The organism is Bradyrhizobium sp. LVM 105, from assembly GCF_003957705.1.
Classification (GTDB): Bacteria; Pseudomonadota; Alphaproteobacteria; order Rhizobiales; family Xanthobacteraceae; genus Bradyrhizobium; species Bradyrhizobium frederickii.
On record NZ_QZMV01000008.1, the window covers coordinates 249,709 to 267,561 of the forward strand.

At 60.7% G+C, this 17,853-nt stretch carries 12 protein-coding genes; all 12 read left to right on the forward strand.

Features of this window, described 5'->3' with window-relative positions; genetic code table 11:
- The first annotated feature begins 237 nt into the window (after positions 1–237).
- The 12 genes from D6B98_RS23260 to queC all read left to right on the forward strand — a co-directional run bounded on the left by D6B98_RS23260 (position 238) and on the right by queC (position 17,853).
- Positions 238–756: a hypothetical protein gene (locus D6B98_RS23260; protein WP_126259232.1), complete on the forward strand. Its 519-nt coding sequence runs from the start codon at positions 238–240 to the stop codon at positions 754–756.
- A gap of 272 nt (positions 757–1,028) precedes the next feature.
- Positions 1,029–1,364: a hypothetical protein gene (locus D6B98_RS23265; RefSeq protein ID WP_126259233.1), complete on the forward strand. Its 336-nt coding sequence runs from the start codon at positions 1,029–1,031 to the stop codon at positions 1,362–1,364.
- Between the two features lie 190 nt (positions 1,365–1,554).
- Positions 1,555–2,040, forward strand: coding sequence for a hypothetical protein (locus D6B98_RS23270; RefSeq protein ID WP_126259234.1), 486 nt, complete (start codon positions 1,555–1,557; stop codon positions 2,038–2,040).
- Positions 2,041–2,100: 60 nt separating this feature from the next.
- Positions 2,101–2,583 carry a transcription elongation factor GreA gene (greA, locus tag D6B98_RS23275; RefSeq protein WP_126259235.1) on the forward strand — a complete coding sequence of 161 codons (483 nt, stop codon included), beginning with the start codon at positions 2,101–2,103 and terminating at the stop codon, positions 2,581–2,583.
- A 97-nt stretch (positions 2,584–2,680) separates the two neighbouring features.
- Positions 2,681–3,358, forward strand: a complete 678-nt coding sequence (locus tag D6B98_RS23280; RefSeq protein ID WP_126259236.1) for a hypothetical protein — start codon at positions 2,681–2,683, stop codon at positions 3,356–3,358.
- A 2,580-nt stretch (positions 3,359–5,938) separates the two neighbouring features.
- Entirely contained in the window at positions 5,939–9,517 is a 3,579-nt protein-coding gene (locus tag D6B98_RS23285) for a GAF domain-containing protein (protein ID WP_245481445.1), read from the forward strand.
- Complete coding sequence (locus D6B98_RS23290) at positions 9,514–9,903, forward strand: response regulator (protein WP_126259238.1); 390 nt, start codon at positions 9,514–9,516, stop codon at positions 9,901–9,903. The genes D6B98_RS23285 and D6B98_RS23290 overlap by 4 nt, the downstream gene beginning before the upstream one ends.
- Before the next feature lie 98 nt (positions 9,904–10,001).
- Complete coding sequence (locus D6B98_RS23295; protein WP_126259239.1) at positions 10,002–10,841, forward strand: universal stress protein; 840 nt, start codon at positions 10,002–10,004, stop codon at positions 10,839–10,841.
- A 637-nt stretch (positions 10,842–11,478) separates the two neighbouring features.
- The gene (locus tag D6B98_RS23300; protein ID WP_126259240.1) at positions 11,479–12,810 is read left to right on the forward strand and encodes a tyrosine-type recombinase/integrase; all 1,332 of its coding nucleotides are present in this window, start codon (positions 11,479–11,481) and stop codon (positions 12,808–12,810) included.
- Between the two features lie 738 nt (positions 12,811–13,548).
- On the forward strand, positions 13,549–14,526 hold the full coding sequence (locus tag D6B98_RS23310) for an AAA family ATPase (protein ID WP_235884853.1): 978 nt from the start codon (positions 13,549–13,551) through the stop codon (positions 14,524–14,526).
- Between the two features lie 7 nt (positions 14,527–14,533).
- On the forward strand, positions 14,534–16,873 hold the full coding sequence (locus D6B98_RS23315) for a S8 family peptidase (RefSeq protein WP_126259242.1): 2,340 nt from the start codon (positions 14,534–14,536) through the stop codon (positions 16,871–16,873).
- Positions 16,874–17,226: 353 nt separating this feature from the next.
- Positions 17,227–17,853: a 7-cyano-7-deazaguanine synthase QueC gene (gene queC, locus D6B98_RS41985; RefSeq protein ID WP_126259243.1), complete on the forward strand. Its 627-nt coding sequence runs from the start codon at positions 17,227–17,229 to the stop codon at positions 17,851–17,853.

Sequence of the window (17,853 nt, forward strand, 5' to 3'; positions counted from 1 at the left end):
GGGAGAGGTCGGATTGCTCCCGGCGATGCGCAGCATCGTCCGGCGCATCCGGGTGAGGGGCAGGGCAGGCTGCAAGCCCACGTAAAGGACCATCCGACTCGCACGCCGCGCGCGTTCGACTTATCATTCCATCCGAATTCGCGCAGACGGCTCCTCACCCCACCCTCTCCTCGCAAGAACGGGGCGAGGGAGCGAGAGACCGGTCGGGACGCAGGGCCGAATGAGTCGAGAGGCACGATGCAGACCGAGCTGAACAAGGTGATCGCGGCGCTTCGGGACTTCTACGCTCACGAGGGCTTTCTGTTCGAGAAGGACATCGGCGAGCGCGCGGTCACGCACCGCTTCGCCGTGCATCTGGAGAAGCAGTTCTCCGGCTGGTCGGTCGACTGCAATTACGACCGGCTCGGCGAGCGCACGCTGCATCTGCCCCACGGCACCATCATCTCGACCGACGATCATCTGGGAAAGTCGATCTACCCCGATGTCGTCGTGCATCAGCGCGAGATCCCGAACAATCTGCTCGCCGTGGAGATTCGCAAGGCGAGCAATCACACGCCGCTGGAGCACGACCAGCACAAGCTGAGGGCGCTGACCGATGTCCACGTCTGGTTTCCCTACTGGATCGGCGTGCTGCTGGTGCTTGACAAGGACCGGCTGACGATGTCGGAGATCTATGTCAGCGGCGCTGCCGACGACGCGCTGTCGCGCTGGTTCGCGACGCGGCTCGCGGAGGCCGGTCTCGGCGTCGCGCGGTAGCACGCGCAATCAGGCCGGTCGGACCCGCTCCGGGTGATCACCGACCATCCGTCTGCCATGCCGGTCACCTCGATGGTCGTCGTGTCGTCCGAGACCCGTAGCGGACTGGCGAGGAACTTGTAGGAAAGGCTGTGCCCGGCGCCGGTGGCGATCAATGTGATCTCGGCCACATTTCTCGTGGGGGATCGGACCTAATGTTGACAGACTTGCACGTGTCGATGCCGCAGGCCTAGCTTTGGCCTCGTTGGGATCAGGCAATTTCGGAGGCTCTGATGCAAAAGTCATACTTGCTGGCCGCGACAGCGGCGCTGGCGCTCATCATGCAGACACCGCTCGCGCTGGCCCAGACCCCGCCCGCTGCCGGCGGGACCGCCGCGCCTGCGGCGACAGCCCCTGCGCCGGCAACGACGGCGGCACCTGCTGCGACCACCGACAGCTCCAGCCAGCCGACCGACGCCAAGAAGAGTGCGTCGAAGAAGCCGGCGAAGAAGAAGATGACGCGGCAGCAGGAAATCGATCACTCCATCGACACCGGCACCGTGCCCGCGCGCTATCGCAGCTCGGTGCCCAGGCAGTACCAGCAATATATTCCGTTCGATAAACGGTGACGGATCGCACGGCGACGCGGGATGCTGGGCTTTGCGCCGCTGCTGCCTTCGAAGAACGGGCTGTCGAAGAGCCGGGCCCTCCGACCAACGGTCTGCGACGAACCGCCTCTGCCAGGCGGATTCCGGTCGCAGATCCCCGGTGGCGGTCTGCGAGAGCGGTGCTAGAGTTAAGCCGAAGCCGGGGGGAATGATGAGTGACGACGTGAAGGATGCTGGCCTTGTGGCCATGATCAGCAGCATCCTCGGAGGCAACAAGCGCGCAGACAATGTTGCACCGCCGCCGCTCACCGAGGCGCCGCCGACAATGCCCGCGAACGGAGCCGAATCAGTTTCGGCGCCCGTCGCCGAGGCGACGTCTATCCGGCAGGAGGATGCGTCCGACGCTGCACCGGCCAAAGTGGAGCCGGTCGAGCAGCCTGCCAAGGTCGTCACGACGCGGGGTGGCAAACGGCTGCTGCCTGCCGAAGCGATCGCCGATCTCGTACTGGGCGAGTTGCGCAAGCTGGAGGATTTTCCGGCAACCGGGGCCTCAATCACGGTCTATGGCTACCGGCAATGGAACGCGATGATCACCTTCGCGCCGTTCTCGACCAATTTCCAGAATGCAACGCGGTTCCGCCGGGCCTTGCCGGATATCGTCTTCAAGCTCCGTCGTTTCGTCGAACTTGAGATATAGTCCGGGACAAGCGGCGGCGCCTGGCGCCGCCTCCCGGAACGGTTCGACAGGATTCTTGCATTGAGCGTCGCCTTTACCAAGGAAGACAGCGCCGAGACCGCGTCAGAGACGCTGTTGCCGGATCGCCCGATCTCGCCGCATCCCAACCTCGTCACGGAAGCCGGCCTGCAGGCGTTGCAGACGCAGCTTCGAGAAGCCCGCGAGGCCTATGAGGCCGCGCAAGCCATCGAGGACGTCAACGAGAAGCGCCGGCAATCGGCCGTGCCCTTGCGCGATGCCCGCTATCTGACGGAGCGGCTGCGCACGGCGCAGGTCGTTCCCAATCCGGTGTCGAACGATATCGTCGCCTTCGGCAGCACGGTGACCTTCAGCCGCGCTGACGGCCGCGTGCAGACCTATCGCATCGTCGGCGAGGACGAAGCCGACCCGAAGGCGGGGACGATCTCGTTCGTCGCGCCGGTGGCGCGGTCGCTGATGGGCAAGGCGGTCGGCGATGTCGTGGGGGCAGGCGCGCAGGAGATCGAGATTTTGTCGATCGCGTAGCAATGCGCGCTATCGACAGGAGCGATCTCATTCGCCTAAAGCATGATCCGGAACAGCGCGAGGCCGTCGTCTCCGCCAAACGAAGCGCGATGGTTGGATGAGACGGTTTCTATCGGGAGCGTTGCCGTTCTACGCGCTGGCCGGCCTTGCCGTGTGCATGTACCTCGTTCTGTACAGGACGAGCCTGTTCGACTTGAACGCGATCGTCCATGGCGCCACCGGGTCGGCATGGTTTCCGGCCTTCATGTTCGTCTGCGTGCTGCTGGAAGCGGTGTTCCCGTACTTCGGCTATTTTCCCGGAACAGCCTTGATCCTGATGTCCGTGGCGCTCAATCCCAAGGCCGTGGACGGCTCCGTTTTCACCGTGGCATGGCTCGCCATCATCCTCGGCGCCGTTCTCAGCTACGGACAGGCTCGCTTCTTCAGGCCGTTCCTGCAGCGGGTGGCCTCGAAGGCGGCCCTGCGCCGATGCGAGTCGCTGTTCGATGCCTACGGTCGTTACGCACGCATCGCCTTGTTCATTCATCCCAACGCCTGCGCGATGTATTTCACGGCGCTCGGGCTTCTCGGCCGCAATTTGACGCGGGAGCTGGCTTATCTCTGCGTGGGGGCCGCGGCCGCCGTCGGCATTCTGTTCGTCATCGTGACCCGGCTGGTGTCGTCCGTCGGCCCCACCGATGACGGGGAGTTGCAGCTGCTGCTGGCCGCCGCGCTGGTCGCCATCGGCACCCTGGCCGGTCTCTACACGGCGTGGCGGCCCCAGCGGGTTGCTTGAAGCTTGAGGCGGCGTGCGCGGCGATAGGGCGCATCTTTCTCGTTAGTGTCCCGGACGCGCTGCAATGCGCGAGCGTTGCTGCGCTGAGCCGGGACCCAGGGAGCCAGGCACTCGCTGAGACATGGGCCCCGGCTCTGCAGCGCACCGCTGAAGTAGCGCTGCGCTGCGTCCGGGGCAGGAGAACGGAGTTCCGGGCATAACTGCATCAACAACGTCATTGCAATGACGACGAACGAAGGTTGGATCGCCGCGAACTCGTTCAACTCGCCCGCAAGCGGGAGGGAGCAGACCTCCGTCGTGGCAAGCGATGCGCCTTCGGGGAGCGGATCGCCAGGACGTCAGCATCGGGCTCGGTTGAACTACCGCTTTGGCGGTCCCATCATCGCCAGGTACTAAGGCGTGGCGGGCGCGCCACTGATCGTCTGCGATCAATAGATCGCTGCGCTGATCGAGCCATAATCTATTTAATAATGCGCCTTTACCCCAAGCTTAGTGCAATACGCGAGAGCCTTCTGCTAGCCGGACTTTCTTTCTTAGGCCCTCAAGATCCTTTATTGCCTTAAGCAATCTCACCAAATCGGAGATCATGTGTGCCAAAGTAGGCTTTTGCGGCTTTGAGGTTCGAGATTTCTGTTTCATCGCGAAACGGCTCCCTGCCAGGACCGGTGAAGATAGGCCGGGATTGGCAAGGACCGTGCCAGCGACGTGCAGCCGGCATTTCAGACCAGAGGCGCGCAGGAGGCAAGTGAAAGGGTTATCTGGCCGGCGCCCCTTTCCATCCATACGACTGGCGTGCGATCTGGCCAGTGATGTCAATGTCCTTTTCGTCAGAGAGGCGCCAGGCCGCCACTCCGAAGCAGACGGTTAGAACCACGGCTGTTGTCAGCAGCAGCATCGATAGAAACTGGCTCACACCTACACCCCCGAACGGCCACGCATTAGCGAGCGACCATGGAACGTCGATTCGGAAAATACAGATGCGTTGACCTATTGGCAGAATATCCCCAAGCCACGCGCGAAAGCGCAATTATCCCTGGGGTGCAGCTGTCATCGTTCCAACCGTGAAACCGTGCCAGGCCCTGATCGAACAGCGGAGCGCCGATCCATGGTTCGGAAAGCAGCCGCTAAGAACGCACGCCCGAACCGGTCCGCGGCCCGGGGGGCAAAGGGCAGGCGGCAATGTTTGTTGCTGGCGCGAACCGCGTTGAGAACGTTGCGGACTTCGCATCCCGCGTTGCCGAAAGAGCGGCCGAAATAAACGATGAAGATCCGATTGCTGCTAGCGCAACGAGCACGACCCCGAAAATTAGGCTACGCATTTAAAACCTCCCTCGCTCATCTCAGCATCGGACCGCGTTGTTTCAGCATTGCTTCGTCTGGCCGCCAAAATGGCTTCGTGCACACGACCGTGAAGTGCGCCGAAAGCGCTTACAAGCCCCCGATGACCATAGGGACGGGCCCGAAGATGATCCATCGGACAGGTGAGCTGAACGAATGGCCGGAAATGCAGCGGCCCGGCGCCGTTCGCCGAGGCCGCTTTTATTTGCTCGGCAAGCTTTTATTTGCTCGGCAAGCGGAACGACTTTCCCAATTCCGAGTCGAATCCAAGCTCCCGACAAGTCCCCAGATCAAAAGCCCCCCGTCGGGAGCAAACCTTCCCCAAGGTTGGCGACCTCGGCCCCAAACCGAGGTCGTTTGTCGTAAACGGGGAAAATGGCGTCGGCAAGACGAGTGCGAGTAGCGCACATCGCAACGCTTCCTAAGGCTCAGTTGAATGCGCCGGTTGCGGTCGCGTGAGAGCTGAATTAAATAAGATTTAATTCCCCGCGGAGGAATGTTTTTAAATCGGCAGTTTAAAGCTAGAGTGTCGTCGCGGCAGAGACTTTCGAGGCTCCCGGGCCATGATTGCCGCAGCTGGCAGGTTACAGGGCATATCGACTGTTCTGGTAAGCTTTGGGCTTGACCGGGGCATAATGCGAGTTCCCATTTAAATCTCCACCTCGAGATGAGTCGGGATTTGCCGTGGATATTTACTTGCTCTCACTCGCGGCGTGCGTTGTCGGGGTTCTTCTATTCATGGCATTCCATCGATAGGGCCGACAACGGACGCAACAGTTACATTGAATCCTCAGCCCAAGCCGAAATTAATAATTTGGGCCGGTTGTTTTTGACTGTGCACAATTGCTCGCGTTCAATTCCAAGGGTTGGAGGCGAACGTGTTTTTGAATTGGGTCCTCGTTATCCTTATCGGCGTCAGCGTTGCGGTCCTGATAGCCCACGCGATTGACGCGATGCGTTCCTGAGGTGCTCTCTTGGCGATGGTCTGATAGACCTTGCCGGCAGATCATGAAGAGACTGGAGGCAATCCGAAATCAGTGGACCGAAGCAAATCGGCCCCAGCGGCAACTTGTGGAACTCGCCGCTTCGGTAGATCGCGGGACGCGAATTGACGCGCAGTTGTTTGAAAATCAACTAACGATACGTCTGGTCGGAAGCACCTGATGGTGGAATAATTCCCGACGCTTTCTTGATTTAATTTTGACGTCGGCCGCGAACCGGCCGGCGATGTGGATTTTCATCATGGCCGCGCTTCCTCAGGACGTGGTGACGGATTTGCAGCAGGAGAATGCGCGGCTCCAGGCCGAATTGCGCGCCGCACAAGATCGCGAGAGCGCCACTGCGGACATCCTCAAGATCATCGCCAGTTCGCCATCGGAGGTGAAGCCGGTATTCGATGCAATTGCGAGGCAGGCCAATGCCTTGCTTGGCGGATTTTCGACCACCGTATTCCGCTTCATCGACGGCACGGCCCATTTGGCGGCATTCACGCCGACGAATTCTGCCGCCGACGAGGCCTTAAAGAACATGTTTCCGAGGCCAATTGCCGAGTTTGAAAGTTTCGCAGATGTCCAGGCGGGTAAGGTAGTACCGACTCCCGACACTGAAACGCTGACGAACGAGATTAAATTCATCGCTCGCGCCCGCGGCTTTCGCAGCATGTTGTTCGTTCCGCTCGCGACCGGCGGCGTGGTGATCGGCATGATCAGCGTAACGCGGACCGAGCCCGGTACTTTCGCTCCGCATCATGTGCAACTTCTGCAGACCTTCGCCGACCAGGCCGTTATCGCCATTGAGAATACGCGGTTGTTCAATGAGGTGCAGGCGCGTACTGACGACCTGCGGGAATCGCTGCAGCAGCAGACCGCGACCGCCGATGTCTTGAAGGTCATCAGCCGCTCCGCGTTTGACTTGCAGCCGGTTCTCGACACTCTGACGGAATCAGCGGCATGGCTGAGTGGTGCCGACATGGCGGCCATCGTCCGGCAGGACGCCGACGGCGCCTACTGTCATGCAACGCGATACAATTTCTCGCCCGAGTGGGCCGAAGTCTCGGCGGGCATTCGGCTTAGTGCTGGACGCGGCAGCGTCGTTGGGCGTGTGCTGCTATGCGGCAAAGCCGTCCAGATTCAGGATGTCCTGGTCGATCCCGAATATGCCTATCCCGAGCAGCAGAGGGCCGGCGGTTATCGCACCCTCCTGGGCGTGCCCCTGCTTCGGTCCGGGGAAACGATCGGCGTGCTGTTCCTGGGCCGCAAGACCGTGAACTCGTTCACGGACAAGCAGATCGACCTGGTCTCCACTTTCGCCGATCAGGCCGTGATCGCGATCGAGAATGTCCGGCTATTCGATGAGGTCCAGGCGAAGACGCGCGATCTCGCCGAATCGCTTCAGCAGCAAACGGCCACGGCCGATGTGCTGAAGGTGATCAGCCGCTCGACCTTCGACCTGCAAACCGTGCTCGATACGCTGGTCGATTCGGCGGCGCGGCTGTGCGAAGCGGAGATGGCGTTCATCATGCGCCGCGAGGGCGATGAATATCAGGCCGGAGCAGCGGTAGGGTTCTCCGAGGAATACATCGAGTTTCTGCGGGTTCACCCGATTAGCCCCGGACGGAGCACGGTCACAGGTCGGGCCGTCCTCGAACGCCGTCCGGTGCAGATCCTCGACGTCGCTGCCGATCCCGAATACGGCCTGCAGGCGTCGATCACCATGGCCGGTCAGCGCACCGCGCTCGGTGTTCCTCTCCTGCGCGAGAATGAGCCGATCGGCGCGATCGTGATCGCCCGCAAGCGCGTGCAGCCTTTCACGGAAAAGCAGATCGAGCTCGTCACCACGTTCGCCGACCAGGCCGTGATTGCCATTGAGAATGTGCGGCTCCTGGAACAATTGCAGACCAGGACGCGGGATCTGTCCGAGGCGCTGATGTACCAGACCGGCAGCGCCGATATCCTGCGCGTCATCGCGTCCTCGCCGACCGAGGTCGGTCCGGTGCTCAAGGCCATTGTGGAAAGCGCATGCGGACTTTGCGAGGCCTATGATGCGCTGGTCGTTCTGAGGGACGGGGACGATCTCGTTATCCAGGCGCACCATGGCCAAGTTCCCGTGGTGTGGAGCCGACGATCGATCAGTGCGGAATCGCCCACCGGCAGGGCCATTATCGATCGCCGCACAGTTCATGTGCACGACCTGCTCGGGCCTGAAGGGGAGGAATTCCCGACGGGACGAGAATATGCGCTTCGCTCCAGCGTTCGGACCGTCCTGAGCGTGCCGCTTTTGCGAGAAGGCGAGAGCATGGGGGCGATCGTGCTACGCCGTACGGAGGTGCGCCCGTTCGGCGAGAAGCAGATCAACCTGCTTCAGACCTTTGCAGACCAGGCAGTCATCGCCATCGGCAACGTGCGTCTGTTCGAGCAGCTGAACGAATCGCTGGAGCGACAGACGGCAACGTCGGAGGTGCTGGAGATCATAAGCGCTTCATCAGGCGCCTTGACCCCGGTCTTCGACAAGATGCTGGAGAATGCGACCCGCATTTGCGGCGCAGGTTTCGGCACCATGAATCTCTACGAGGACGGCGGCTTCCGCACGGTGGCGCTGCATAACGCGCCACAGGCTTATATTGACACCCGGCTATCCCAGAAAATTCGCCCGCACCCGGCAAGCGGGCTCGGCACCGTCGAGAAAACTCACCAGACGGTTCATATCGACGATATCAGGACTCAGCCGCCCTACGTCGAAGGCAACCCGAACGTTCGCGCGCTCGCCGATCTTGCCGGCGCAAGGACGCTCGTCATCGTGCCAATGCTCAAGGAAGATGAGCTGATCGGCACTATCACGATCTTCCGGCAGGAAGTTAAGCCCTTCACCGACAAGCAGATCGAACTCGTATCCAATTTCGCGCACCAGGGCGTGATAGCAATCGAGAATGCACGCCTGCTGAATGAACTGCGCGAGCGCACAAGGGAATTGTCGCAGTCGCTCGAGGAACTTCGAAATGCGCAGGATCGGTTGGTCCAGACCGAGAAGCTTGCCTCGCTCGGGCAACTTACCGCCGGCATTGCACATGAAATCAAGAACCCGCTCAACTTCATCAACAATTTCGCTGCGCTGTCCTCCGAGCTGATCGACGAGCTCCGCGACGGGCTGCGCTCAGCCACGTTTGGCGAGGAAGCAAGGCAGGACATCGACGCGCTGATACACCTGCTGCAGGGCAATCTGGAAAAGATCGTGCAGCACGGAACGCGCGCCGATTCCATTGTCAAGAATATGCTTCTGCACTCTCGCGAGGGGGCAGGCGAGCGCCGCTCGGCCGATATCAACGCCATCGTCGAGGAGAGTCTCAACCTTGCTTATCACGGGGCGCGCGCTGAAAAAGCAGGCTTCAATATCACGCTTGAAAGGAATCTCGATCCATCCGCAGGGGCGCTCGAGCTGTATCCGCAGGAAATCACGCGGGTGGTCCTCAATCTCGTTTCCAATGGATTCTACGCGGCGAGCAAACAAAAGAACGCCACCGGCGACGGCTTCGAGCCAAGGTTGCGCGCGACGACCACAAATCTGGGAGGCTCCGTTGAAATCCGGATTCGCGACAATGGCGCCGGCATCCCGGCCGACGTGAGAGAGAAGATATTCAATCCATTCTTCACGACCAAGCCCGCAGGCGAAGGCACCGGCCTCGGCCTTTCAATTTGTCACGACATCATCGTGAAGCAGCACGGCGGCAGCATCGAGGTCGATACCGAGCCCGGCGATTATACCGAGTTCATCATTACGCTGCCACGCACGCTGGCTGCACCATCGCGAACCGGAGGCAGAAGTTGAGCGTCTACATATTGGTCGTCGACGACGAGCCGGACGTCGAGGCCTTGTTTCGCCAGCAGTTTCGCCGCGATTTGCGCGCCGGCCGCTTTCTCATGGAGTTCGCGTCTAGCGCGCCCGCGGCCTTGGAGCGCGCGGTCGAGATGGAGGATGCCACCCTGATTCTGATCCTGTCCGACATCAACATGCCCGGAATGAGCGGGCTGGAGATGTTGCCCATCGTGCGTTCGGTTCGCCCCGATGTGCCGGTCATCATGATCACGGCCTACGGCGACGCCGAGACCAGGCGCAAGGCGCTGGCGAACGGCGCAACCGATCTGATGACCAAACCAATCGACTTCGCGGCGCTGCGCCAGGAGATAGACACAAGGCTTGAGCAGGCCGCCTGACCGTTCTCGCGGTCGATGACAAACCGGAACGTCTCGCATGGTGGAATAACGCAGCGCATCTGACCTCGATGTTCACCGAAAACACTGGAAGGTTGAAAATGAAGACGCTCTTGGTCCCGCTTCAAAATATTCCGATGATGACATCCACGCTCAATGTCGTCGTAGGCCTCGCGCGACGTACTGGCGCCTATATCGAAGGCTTTCCGCTGCGATTCGGCATCCCGCCATATGTGGCCTCGGAATTGGCCACCGGCATCCTCCTGGATTCGTATGAGGCGAAGAGCGAGGCCGAATTGAATGACATGCGCAGCTCCTTCGAAGCATTCATGCTGAAGCACGACATTCCTCGAGCCACTGCGGGTTCAGGTCGGCCATGCTTCGGCTGGCTGGAGAACGCGCCCGAGGGCGAAGACTTTGTCGGAAATTATGGGCGCGCTTTCGATCTGATCGTGATGGCACGGTCTGACGTCGATGCTGCGGGCCTTCACCGTCGCGCGATCGAATCCGCGCTGTTTGAGAGCGGCAGGCCGGTCCTGCTGGCGCCGTTGAATACACCGCCAAGCGTCGCGACAAACATCATGATCCACTGGAATGGTAGTACCGAGCAAGCGCGCGCAAACGCATTTGCCATGCCGCTGCTTCGCTTGGCGAAAAGGGTATCGGTCCTAACTGTCATTGGCGGCCAGGAGGTAGCAGGACCATCTGCCGATCGGATCGTCGAGCAACTGCGCTACAATGACATTGCAGCCGAGGCGATAAGGGTCGAGCTGGGGAATCGCGATACCGGCGAGGCGGTCCTCGATGCCGCCAGGACCAGGGGCTGCGATCTCCTGATCAAGGGCGCTTTCACCCGCACTCGGCTGCGGCAAATGATATTCGGCGGGGCGACCAGCTACATCATGGAACACGCGGATCTACCGGTCCTGATGGCTCATTAAAGCATGATCCGGAAAAGTGCGCAGCGGTTTTCCGAAAAGATCATGCTTAAACAACAACCTAAACCGCGATGACGATTCATCCTAATCGCATCGCGCTTTAGAGCGGTAAGCGGCTCTGTTTTGCCCGGCGGAGCAAGTTTAATTTGGAAAATTCGTAACCCATTGATCCAGCTGACGCCAGTTACTGTGCATGGGGTTGTTTTCACGATTTGCCGGACCGGGAGCAAGACGCCCCAGTCCGTCTACGCTCTTCGAGCTACGCCGGACACGCTTCGCCACTGTTGGACGTGGCTGCGCCACGCGAAGCCTCTTGGCGAAGGCTGCGCCACGCGAAGCCTCCTGGCGAAGCGTGGTGGGCGCACAAGGGATCGAACCTTGGACCTCTCCCGTGTGAACCACAATCGGTAGACCCGATCCAACCAAATCCGGCCATAGTTGAGATGCAAAAACCTCTTTGATGGTGGGTATGGCCTTGTGCGGCCATAAGAGGCCATAGGTGATCTTGCTACATTTTGTATGCCCCCGTTGTGCCCGCCGTGGATTTTCCCTCGGGGCACAAAAACGGGGGAGGTCTGAGACCCGGTTCTGTTCGAGGTTGGCCGCCCTTGTTGCGGGGCACAGAGAGAGGGAATGGATCATGACGGAGCCGGCCAGCCAGCTGACACTCACCGATGCGGTGATCCGCAACGCAACGCTGCCGCCGGGTAAGGCGCAGCACTATCTCCACGACGACAAGCTGCCCGGCCTCGCCTTGCGCATGCGCGCCACCGGCGGCCGGACCTGGGTCTACCTCTTCACCAAGCCGGGGGTGAGGGGTACCCAGCGCAAGACCCTCGGCGCGTGGCCCAAATATAATGAGAAGGCCGCGCGCAAGGCCGCCACCATCGCCGCAGGCGAGGTGGTCAAGGGCTTGGACCCGAACGACGCGAAGCGCGAGGCGAGGCGGCAACAGGCAGCCGAGAAGCAGCGCACCACGCTCGCGACCCTCATTGTTGAAGATGGTCCCTACCAGACGTCCTTGACCGAACGTCAAGTTGTCAACTGGAAGCCAGCAATGTCGGCGTTGCGGCGCGGGCTCAAGGATCACGCCGAGAGCGGCGTAGGGGACCTGACGCGACGGCAAATCATGGCTGCGGTCGACAAGATTGCCAAGACCGGCAAGCGCGGTGCCGCCAAGGACTTGCGCAAGCACGTGCACACCTTCCTCGAATGGTGCGTCGGCGAAGGTTACGTCGAGCACAACGTGCTCGCCGGCTATCGCGCGCCCAAGGAAACTCGCGCGCAGAGAGTCGGGCGCCGAACAAAGGGCCGCGCGCTGACCGATGAGGAAATCATCAAGGTCTGGGATGCATCCGGCAAGCTCGGGGCTTTCGGTCTCCTGGCACGCATGTGCCTGCTCGGCGGCCCGCGCCGCAGCGAGCCTACGATGATCGAGTGGCGAAAGCACATCATGGACGACCGGATCACCTTCGATGCGGCGTGGACCAAGATGGGGCTGCACCACGATGTGCCGCGCACTCACCTGGTTGACGAGGTGCTCACGGCCGCGAAACATTTCCAGCGCGCGACGTCCGACTATGTCTTCCCGTCACCGAAGACCGGTGGGCAGATGTCGGGCTTTACCAAGATGGTCAACCGCCTGGTCAAGGAAGCGGGCGTTGCCAAGTTCACCATGCATGACCTAAGGCGCAGTTTGCGCACCATCATGTCGCGCTGTGGCTACGACAACGAAATCCAGCGATTGTGTGTTGGGCAGAAGCCAAGCGGAATCGATCAAGTCTACAATCACGACGAACAGTGGATCATCCGCAAGATGGCGTTCGAGGCCGCTCACGACTACATCGCAGAGTTGGTTGGCGCGAAACGCATCGGGAAGATCGTGCGCCTGCAGCGGACGAATCCACTTGACCCGATCAAGGCCGAGCTGCTCGGCCGTCTCCGTGAGCATTATGCGGCCGAGGCGTCCTAGTCGTCTTATCGCACTTGGCCAGATAGTCCCGCACCGCATCGACACGATAGAGGGGGCGGCCATCGACGTAGCGCCATTTCAGCGGGTGGTTCGGATCGCGCCGCCACTGTTCCAGCGCTCCGGGCGTGCGCCGGATGACCGCTGCTGTCTCCAAAGCCGTCAAATTAGAGCTGCCCGGCAGCGTATCGATATCGAACGTCGCCGGTGGCGGCATACCACGGTTCCTGCGATGGCGCTTCGCCCCAGGCGGTATTTTCCTACTACCTGGCGATCTAAATGCCTCGATCCGAATCATTCCGTCCTTGCCGCCCATGCCTCCGCTCCAACCCACAATCGGTCTTGGGCGATCAAAGCCTAGGCTTCTCCGGAAAAGAAGAAATCCCGAGCGCGGATCGGGCTGCTGGGTAGCCGTGGCGTACAAATAGGACGAAGAGCAATCTCACGCGCGCCGGGTCCGCTCAGGCGATAGAAAGCCACCCGATGGTGATGACGTCGGGGTCAGCATCGCGTCTCTTTTGCGCGGCGATCGGCGCTCTTGGTCGGCATGGGGACCGAGCTAAGCCTCGCGAGGGCGAGAACCGGGCGTTCGCGGGCCGACCGGAACAGCTAGAGGCGGCGCCCAACCCCCAATTGTGCTGTTTAAATCGGGCGGTAACCCCATCGTGCGACGGTCGGATTGCGGTTATGATTCGACCCAACCGGAGAAAGTGAAGCAGAGCCATGGCCCGCGGAGAGTTGATGAAGAAATTGCTGGCCAGCTACGGTCGGGACGAGGAGTTCCGCGCCGTGGCGGAGCAAATCATCGACGAGGAAGAGAAGAAGAATAATCGGGTGCTTGCGCGTAGCCTGCGCAAGACTTTGGAGACCGGCCCAAGCCCAAGCCGACCCAGCGGTCCAAAGGGACTGGCGCCCCTGATTCCCTTCCCCGATGCGGCTGCAGATTTCATTGAACGTGTAGAACCAACGCATGCGCGCAATGATATCGTTCTCGGCGCGACCAATGTCCGCGTGCTCCTTGGGCTCATCAAGGAATACCGTCGCGCGGACGACATTCGTCGCCATGGCCTGAAGGTACGCTCCAAATTATTGTTCTGTGGACCGCCGGGCTGCGGCAAGACGCTCTGCGCTGAAATCTTCGCGGCGGAGCTCGGTTTGCCACTTTTTCTCGTCAAGCTAGATAGGCTGATCTCGTCCTATCTCGGGGAGACAGCAGGCAATGTCCGCAAGATCTTCGAGTTTGCCCGCAAACAGCCGTGCGTCCTCTTCTTCGACGAGTTCGACGCGCTGGCGCGCTCGCGCGAAGACAGCAGCGAGCACAATGAATTGCGGCGGGTCGTGAACAGCCTGCTGCTCTTCATTGATAATATTCGACCGAAGGGCTTCCTGATCGCCGCCACCAATCTCGACCGATCGCTGGATCCCGCGATTTGGCGGAGGTTCGACGAGGTCGTATGGTTTGACAAGCCAAGCAAGTCGATGATCGGCCGCTTCCTACGATTGAAGTTCAAGAATGTCTCCGTGGCCTTCGATCCGCTGCGGCATGCGTCGGCGTTGGACGGCTATTCCTATGCCGAGATCGAACGCGTCTGCATCCAGGCGATCAAGTCGATGATCGTCGAGCGCCGCAAGCAGGTTTTGGAACGCGACTTCAATCGCGCCTTGGAAGATGAGGTAAGGCGCCGCGCTGGCCAATCGCGGCTCGCGCCGCCGAGTTAGTCGCAACGTGGCGCGCTACGATCATCTCGAACTCGTCCGACTGCCCGAGCAATTCGAGCGTCGTAAGCATGGCGGAGGTGGACCCCCACCCGCACGGGACCGTGGCCAGCACAGCGGGAGGCTGCGCGACGAGCTCGATGCAGCAACTCAGGAACAACGCAGCCGCCGCAAACCCGAGTTCGTTGACCCCTCACTAATCCTACGCGTACAAATGACCGGGGCGCCTCTGGAGGAAGAGTGGCAGCGTCTCGGACTCACAGTGCTGTCGAGCGATGCGGACCGCACACTCGTGCTGTTCGCTTCGAACGACGAGATGCAAGAGTTTCGCGCCCGGCTCGACGCCTACCAAGCCGGGGCCCCGCCTGGCCAGAAGCACGCGCCATACAACAATTTCGTCGCTGGAATCGAAAGCATAGGGTCAGTCGAGCCACGCGACCGAATCGGCCACCGCCTGCGTGAAGAGGGTTTTTCCGCTCCCAACGATTTTTTACCCCGCACATCTTACCTGGTCGATCTCGAGCTTTGGGACCTCGGCGAGCGCCGCCTGCGCGAGCGCAAGCTCGAGGATGTCATCAGCTATGTCGAAGCCCGAGCGGGCGAGGTTCTAGATCGCTATATCGGCCCCTCGATCAGCATGTTCCGCGCGCGCCTGACGGGCGAACTCATTCGCACCTTACTGACAATCGAGGAAATCGCCGCGATCGACCTCCCGCCCGCACCCGATGTGACGACGGCGGACGCGCTCGATCTGACGCTGACCGACGTTCCTCCAATGAACGCGCTTGCCGACGATGCACCGGTGATCGGCATCATCGATAGTGGTGTCAACGATCATCCGTTTCTGGCCGATGTTTTCGCAGGCGCGATCGCCGTGCCCGACGACCTTGGCACCGCAGATGTCTGGGGACACGGCACTCGTGTCGCTGGTGTGGCGGTCTTCGGCGACCTTCGTGCACAGCTAGGGCGGGGGGAACTGCAGCGCGGCGCCCGGATTTGCGCGGCGAAGGTCGTGAACGACCAGGGGGATTTTGACGACCGGCGCCTCGTTCCCTCCCAGATGCGGCAAGCGGTGACGACCTTGAAGCAGCGGTTCGGTTGTCGGATTTTCGTCATCGCTCTCGCCGACCGGCGCCGTGTCTTCGATGGTGGGAAGGTTGGAACGTGGGCCGCCACGCTTGACGAGCTCGCGCGCGAGCTTGACGTCGTCATCATCGTGTCGGCCGGAAACCGCAGCCCGCGTGGCGGCAATCGCCTTGAGCAGGCAGTCACTGAGTATCCGCGATATCTCCTTGAGGATGCCAACCGCTTCTTCGAGCCAGCTGGCGCGCTGAACGTCATTACCGTGGGTGCGCTGGCGCACGGCGAAGGGCTCGATCCAGATCGTGCCGATGACGTTCGCGTCCGTCCGATCACGCGCGAGCTTGAACCATCGCCATTCTCGCGCGTGGGGCCTGGGCCCGGAGGCGCGACCAAACCCGATGTTGTTGAAGTCGGCGGGACGCTGATCTTCGACCCTGTGGTCGGCCGCCTTCGTGGAGGCGAGGAGCTAGCCAGCGCCGGCGTGCTGACACTTTATCACCGCTATCTTGACCGGCTGTTCACAGGGGGATCGGGAACGTCCTACGCCGCGCCGCGAGTTGCGTTTAGCGCAGCGCAAATACTGACGCGCTTCCCGCAGGCGTCAGCCAATCTGGTCCGCGCTCTGCTCGTGGGATCTGCAGACATTCCAGAGTCCTCGCGGGATCGATTGCAGCTTCTAGGGACCGAGGCCATACGCAACATCTGCGGGCATGGCCTCGTCAACCTCGAACGCGCAGCTTTCTCCGACGATGCTCGCGTGACGCTTTACGCCGAGGACGAGCTTGCTCTCGATCACTTCGCAGTCTACCGGATTCCGATTCCCGATGCCTTTCAGGCGGGTAACGGTGAACGCGTAATCCGCGTAACGCTGGCGTTTGATCCCCCGGTTCGGCACACGCGAAACGACTATGCAGGTTTGGGTATGAGCTTCCGGCTGGTCCGAGGATGTGAGCCGGACTTGATTTTCGAACACTATCGTCGACGCGAGCAGGCAGAGGGTCCATTTCCAGAACTCGCACCGCGATACAACTGTCAGCTTATTCCTGGGCCGCAGGCACGAGAGAGGGGGACCGTTCAATCCGCGATGGTGGCATTCAAGCGGGGCGTCGAGGAGTATGGAGACAGCTATTATCTCGTCGTGCGTTGCGAGAGTGGCTGGGCGACGCATGTGGAGCGGCAGTCATTTGCCGTCATTGTCCAACTATTGCACAAGGCCGAAGTGCAGCTCTACGAAAGAGTACAACAGAGGATTCGGCTCGGCGCGTAACCCCGGCGCGTAAGCGAGACGAGGAAGGCGCTCAAAGAGCGATGAGCGTCACAGTAGCATTGCATCCGGTGTGATTTTCTCGGCTCCGGTTTGTGCGGGCGCCCCGCTGGAGGGACCCGGCAGTCGCTGTTAGGTGAGAACAATAAGGGAACAAGGTGGCTTGTCTTGATCAACGAGCGGATTATCCACTGGTGGTCGACCACTAGCCGGGGCAATTTCTGGCTGTGCGTCACCTATTCGCTCAGTAGGAGCCGGAGACTCGGTTAGGATTCTTCGACGTTACCGGCTCTTGGTCTTTAAGCCGGATTGCATGCCTTGGGCACTTCAGACCTCGAGGAAGTTGGAGGTGATTGATGAGGCGTCGAATTTTGGTGCTTCATAGCGGGGGTATGGATTCGACCGTGTGCCTTTACGCAGCGCATCGGGCGGGTCATGAGGTAATAAGCCTTGGCGTCGACTATGGGCAACGGCTTGCTGTAGAAATGACGTTTGCAGAGCAGCAAGCTGCAGCCATCGGGGCGCGCCGGGAAGTGGTCCGTGTTCAATGGGAAAAACCCCAGCGTAAAATTCCACTCGATCGCGACATTGAAGAAATGCCCTCTTCGATCTCACCCGCGTTCCTGCCTGGACGCAATATTGTCTTTCTGTCACTTGCCGCCGCACATGCGGCGGGCCTACACGCGGATGAAATCCACATAGGGCTCAATTGCGTAGACTTTTCCGGTTATCCTGACTGTACGATCGAATTTTTTGAGTCTTTCAGAAATATGTTAGCCATAGCAAGCCCTGGAGGGGCCAGCTTACAAGCTCCGTTGCTGAGAATGAGTAAGCGGCAAATCGCTTTGCTCGCGCGCGAGCTTGGCTTAGGCGAGTGGGACACTTGGAGCTGTTACAGGCCCCAACGCGTCAACGGCACCATCGCACCGTGCCATCATTGCGATGCATGTAAGCTACATGCTCACGCTTGGGCAGGACTCTGA

Bases quoted from the DNA above. Each gene is read 5' to 3' on its own strand.
- D6B98_RS23300 (WP_126259240.1), top strand. From the start codon at position 11,479: ATGACGGAGCCGGCCAGCCAGCTGACACTCACCGATGCGGTGATCCGC.
- queC (WP_126259243.1), top strand. From the start codon at position 17,227: ATGAGGCGTCGAATTTTGGTGCTTCATAGCGGGGGTATGGATTCGACC.
- D6B98_RS23285 (WP_245481445.1), top strand. From the start codon at position 5,939: ATGGCCGCGCTTCCTCAGGACGTGGTGACGGATTTGCAGCAGGAGAAT.
- D6B98_RS23310 (WP_235884853.1), top strand. From the start codon at position 13,549: ATGAAGAAATTGCTGGCCAGCTACGGTCGGGACGAGGAGTTCCGCGCC.
- D6B98_RS23260 (WP_126259232.1), top strand. From the start codon at position 238: ATGCAGACCGAGCTGAACAAGGTGATCGCGGCGCTTCGGGACTTCTAC.
- D6B98_RS23280 (WP_126259236.1), top strand. From the start codon at position 2,681: ATGAGACGGTTTCTATCGGGAGCGTTGCCGTTCTACGCGCTGGCCGGC.
- D6B98_RS23265 (WP_126259233.1), top strand. From the start codon at position 1,029: ATGCAAAAGTCATACTTGCTGGCCGCGACAGCGGCGCTGGCGCTCATC.
- D6B98_RS23270 (WP_126259234.1), top strand. From the start codon at position 1,555: ATGAGTGACGACGTGAAGGATGCTGGCCTTGTGGCCATGATCAGCAGC.
- D6B98_RS23295 (WP_126259239.1), top strand. From the start codon at position 10,002: ATGAAGACGCTCTTGGTCCCGCTTCAAAATATTCCGATGATGACATCC.